This is a genomic window from Candidatus Contendobacter odensis Run_B_J11 (genome assembly GCF_000531125.1).
In the GTDB taxonomy this organism is placed as follows: domain Bacteria; phylum Pseudomonadota; class Gammaproteobacteria; order Competibacterales; family Competibacteraceae; genus Contendibacter; species Contendibacter odensensis.
This window is the reverse complement of sequence record NZ_CBTK010000148.1, coordinates 1-4,315: the sequence shown is the minus strand read 5'-3', so window position 1 is coordinate 4,315 and position 4,315 is coordinate 1. Positions and strand designations below refer to the sequence as shown.

General features: G+C 59.7%; 3 protein-coding genes and 2 pseudogenes. All 5 read left to right on the top strand.

Going from position 1 to position 4,315, the window contains the following annotated elements:
- A pseudogene (locus BN874_RS25090) lies at positions 1-678 on the top strand (hypothetical protein); the annotation flags it as partial.
- The gene (locus tag BN874_RS10735; RefSeq protein WP_034433034.1) at positions 659-1,009 is read left to right on the top strand and encodes a hypothetical protein; all 351 of its coding nucleotides are present in this window, start codon (positions 659-661) and stop codon (positions 1,007-1,009) included. The pseudogene BN874_RS25090 and the gene BN874_RS10735, both read left to right, overlap by 20 nt.
- 119 nt (positions 1,010-1,128) lie before the next feature.
- Positions 1,129-1,719: pseudogene (locus BN874_RS10730) on the top strand (recombinase family protein).
- 369 nt (positions 1,720-2,088) lie between these two features.
- Entirely contained in the window at positions 2,089-2,823 is a 735-nt protein-coding gene (locus BN874_RS10725; protein WP_195912167.1) for a glutathione peroxidase, read from the top strand.
- Positions 2,824-2,913: 90 nt separating this feature from the next.
- On the top strand, positions 2,914-4,275 hold the full coding sequence (locus BN874_RS10720; RefSeq protein ID WP_081756314.1) for a dihydrolipoyl dehydrogenase: 1,362 nt from the start codon (positions 2,914-2,916) through the stop codon (positions 4,273-4,275).
- Positions 4,276-4,315 lie beyond the last annotated feature (40 nt).

The window sequence follows — 4,315 nt, the reverse complement described above, 5'->3', positions numbered from 1 at the left end:
CGCCCGGCCGCCGTGATCTTTCCCTGGCTGGCCGCCGAAGCCCGCCGGCGCGATCCCGACCACCAACACCCTTGGGTGTTGCTGATGGACGGCCAGGCGTCCCTGTGGGACGCCGCCGCCGAGACCTTGGGCGACGCGCCCCGAGTCGAAATCCTGGATCTGCTGCACGCCACCGGCTACTTGTGGGAGGCGGTGCATCTCTTTCACGACCCCGGCAGCGACCTGGCGTTGAAGTGGATGAAGCTATTGGTCCTGGGGCTGTTGAGCGGGATGGGCGCCGGGGTGATCCGCTGGCTGCAACACCTCGCCGAACAAGGTGAGCTGCCCGCCGCCACCCGCACCCGGCTGGAGCGGATTCACGGCTATTTCGAGCGCCACCGCGACCGCATTCACTACGACCGGTACCTCGCCGCCGGCTATCCCATCGCTTCCGGTGTGATCGAAGGCGCCTGCCGCCACGTCGTCAAGGATCGGATGGAGCGGGCCGGGATGCATTGGACCCTGCCCGGCGCCCAAGCCCTGTTGAACCTGCGCTGCGTGGCGCTCAACGGCGAAAGAAGTCACCGCCACACCGCCCGCCGCGTTACCGCTGTTCGCCCCGACGCCAGAACCGGCGCTGGAGGAATGGACAACCCAAGCCAGCGATGCAGCCGCCGATATGGACGCCTTCACAGCTGATCCGAACTCCGAGATTAACGGCTGCGCTCTACGCCAAGAACAGCACACCCGGCCCGCAACGATTCGAGAGCGGGATATGCGCCCTCGGTTTGAACTAGACGCACACCCCGAACGGGAACGCCCTCTGCCTGTGGAAACGGTCCTATCCCGATCTTCGATGATGCAAGCCATCGTCGCGATGCTCGACGCGGAACCGGGGCTGACCGGCGCGGAAATAGCGCGACGGCTGGGGCAACAGGGTTATCGGGCGAGCAATGGCGCGGCACTGAACGGCGCAAATGTGCTGAGAGACTACCGGCGATGGACAGCGGAACAGGACGCAAAACGATGACCGCCGATATTGAAAGCCTCGGTTTCGGACAGATCGCAATCCAGTGTCCGAAAGTAGGTCTTAACGCATTACGGACGCGCTACACTTCCGGACTCCCTTTTCGAACGAAAGGACCGTGTATGTCGCGCGTTTTCGCCTACTGCCGGGTGTCGACGGCCGAGCAGGTCACCGCCAATCAGCGGTAAGAGATCGAAGCGGCTGGCTTTGTGCTCGAACGTCACCGGATCATTGAGGAGTGCATCAGCGGTTCGGTGACCTCAAGCGAGCGCCCTGGCTTCATGCGTCTGATCGATCGTCTGGAGCCTGGCGATGTGTTGGTGGTGACGAAATTGGACCGACTCGGGCGCAATGCCATGGATGTGCGAGCCACCGTCGAACGGCTCGAAACCAACCAGGTTCGGGTGCATTGTCTGGCCTTGGGCGGAGTGGACCTCGCCAGCGCCGCAGGCAAGATGACCATGCAGGTGATTGCGGCCGTCGCCGAGTTCGAGCGGGATTTACTCATCGAACGCACGCAATCAGGCATTCGTCGCGCCCGCGCCCAAGACAAACGCTTGGGTCGACCGTCCCGGTTAAACGGCGAGCAACGTACTCGAGTATTACAACGCCTGGCCTCTGGCACGACCGTCGCGCAAGTGGCGAAGGAATTCGCCACCAGCCGCCAAACCATTATACGGGTACGTGACGCGATGGCCGATGAAGCGCTCTGATGGGTGATTGAAAAGGCGGCAGGTGACGACGACGTGTTGGGGCTGAGACCTATTAGCTATTGCTTATATGTCGTCAAATTGCAGCTTCGCTTCCACTGGGCCATGAAGGGAAACTTTCATGTACGGTTCTTAGGGGAGGGAGTGGCAGCAATGCCGCTTCCTTACCCGACTTACCGTGAAGCAGTGACGTTGAAGTTTCCGGTTTGCCCGGCTCCGTTATAGGGGCTATCGGTCACTCGCACAGACAGCGGTTTGTGCGGCGATAGAATAGGACTCGCTTGGAACTGGGTGCGCTGGCGAACAGACCATCCACTCATGGGTGCGTACTTTCGAACATCGACAATCACACCACGAACCCTGGAAAAGATCATGCTGAAATCACGAGAAGGCCAAAAAGTTCCCAACGTCACATTCCCCATCCGCGTCAATGGTGAATGGCAGAAGGTCAGCAGCGACGCCTTGTTCAAGGATAAGACCGTGGTGCTGTTCGCACTGCCGGGGGCCTTCACGCCCACCTGCTCCAGCGCACACCTGCCGCGTTACAACGAGTTGGTGGGCGTATTCAAGGCGAATGGAATCGACAGCGTTATCTGTCTTGCCGTCAACGATCCCTTCGTGATGGAAACCTGGAAGGAAGAGCAAAACGCCAAAGACATCTACTTCCTGCCCGATGGCAACGGTGAATTTAGTGAAGGCATGGGCCTTTTGGTGGACAAGACGGCGATTGGCCTGGGCAAGCGCAGCTGGCGCTATTCCATGCTGGTGAAGGATGGATTGATTCAAAAAATGTTCATTGAGCCGGAAGAACCGGGCGATCCTTTCCAGGTGTCGGATGCCGATACCTTGCTGAAGCATATCAACCCCAATGCGAGCATCCCGCCCCGAATCTCACTGTTCAGCAAACCCGGTTGTCCGCACTGCGCCCGCGCCCGCAAGATGTTGCGCGAGAAGGGCTATCGCTTTGAGGAGATGGTGTTGGGCAGCCATGGCGTCAGCTACCGTTCTCTGCAAGCGGTGACCGGACGCGGCACGACCCCTCAGGTGTATGTCGATGGCCAACACATCGGCGGCGCCGACGAACTGACCACCTGGTTGGCGAAGTAAGCTCGCCCGGGTCTTGTTCGTGACTGCGATGCTCATGGCAGACATCGTTGGCATTGACGATGGCCGAAATTACTCCTGGAGCGATCTCACATGACGCCACTTCAAGTCGAAGTCGCCATCATTGGTGCCGGAACCGCTGGCATGGGCGCTTACCGAGCCGCGCGAAAACATACGGATTCCGTTTTGCTGATCGAGGGGGGTGCCTATGGCACGACGTGCGCCCGTGTCGGTTGCATGCCCAGCAAATTGCTGATTGCCGCAGCGGAAGCCGCTCATCAAGCCCGGCATGCCGAACCCTTTGGCGTGAAGGTGACCGGCGTAATCGTCGACGGCGTGGCGGTGATGGCGAGAGTGGCCTCCGAACGGAACCGCTTTGTCGGATTCGTGCTGGAGTCCGTTGAAGCCATTCCGCAAGGGGACCGTTTGAAGGCAAAGGTACATTTTCAGGATGCCAATATCCTGGTGACCGAACAAGGTCGGTCGATTCACGCCCAGCGCGTCGTCATCGCCACCGGCAGCATTCCGATCCTCCCGCCCCTGTTGAAGGGGTTGAGCGCGCATTTGCTGACCAACGAAAACATCTTCGACTTGCCCACCTTGCCGAAAAGCCTGGCGGTGTTCGGTCCGGGTGTGCTTGGAATGGAACTGGGACAGGCGATGAGCCGGCTGGGTGTGAGTGTCAAGATGTTCGGTGTGGGAGGAGGCATCGTCGGTATTCATGATTCAGCCATTCGCGAGTACGCCAACAAGGTCTTCAATGAAGAGTTTTATCTGGATGCATCGGCGCAGGTGGAATCGGTCAAGGAATCCGCCACCGGGATCGACGTCCATTACCTGAATCGGGATGGCAGCTGGCAAACCGAGCCGTTCGATTATGTGCTGGCGGCGACCGGTCGCGCTCCTGATGTCGCCGGGTTGGCGCTGAAGAACACCGGGATCCCGTTGAATGAACGCGGCGTCCCCTCGTTCGATCGCTACACCGGGCAGTGCGGCAACAGTCCGATCTTCATCGCCGGCGACGCCAGCAACGAAATTCCTCTGCTGCACGAAGCGGCCGATCAGGGCCGCATCGCCGGCGACAATGCTGGGCGCTATCCCGATATCCGATCCGGCTTGCGCCGCACGCCCCTGGCCGTAGTCTTCACCGATCCTCAAGTGGTGTCGGTGGGCTTCAACCTGGAACAGTTACACCAGCACTTCACGGATCGCTTCGCTACGGGGCTCGTGTCATTCGAGGATCAAGGCCGCAGTCGGGTCATGCTGCGCAACAAAGGGATGCTGAAAGTCTATGCCGAGCAAGGTAGCGGTTTGTTTCTGGGGGCGGAAATGTTTGGCCCCGCCGCCGAGCATATCGGGCATCTACTAGGGTGGGCCGCGCAAAACCGCATGACCGTTTCCCAAATGCTGGAAATGCCTTTCTATCATCCGGTCCTCACCACCTATCAGTTTTAGGTAAAATTTGAAGCGGATAGGCTTTAGGTTGAGAGGAACG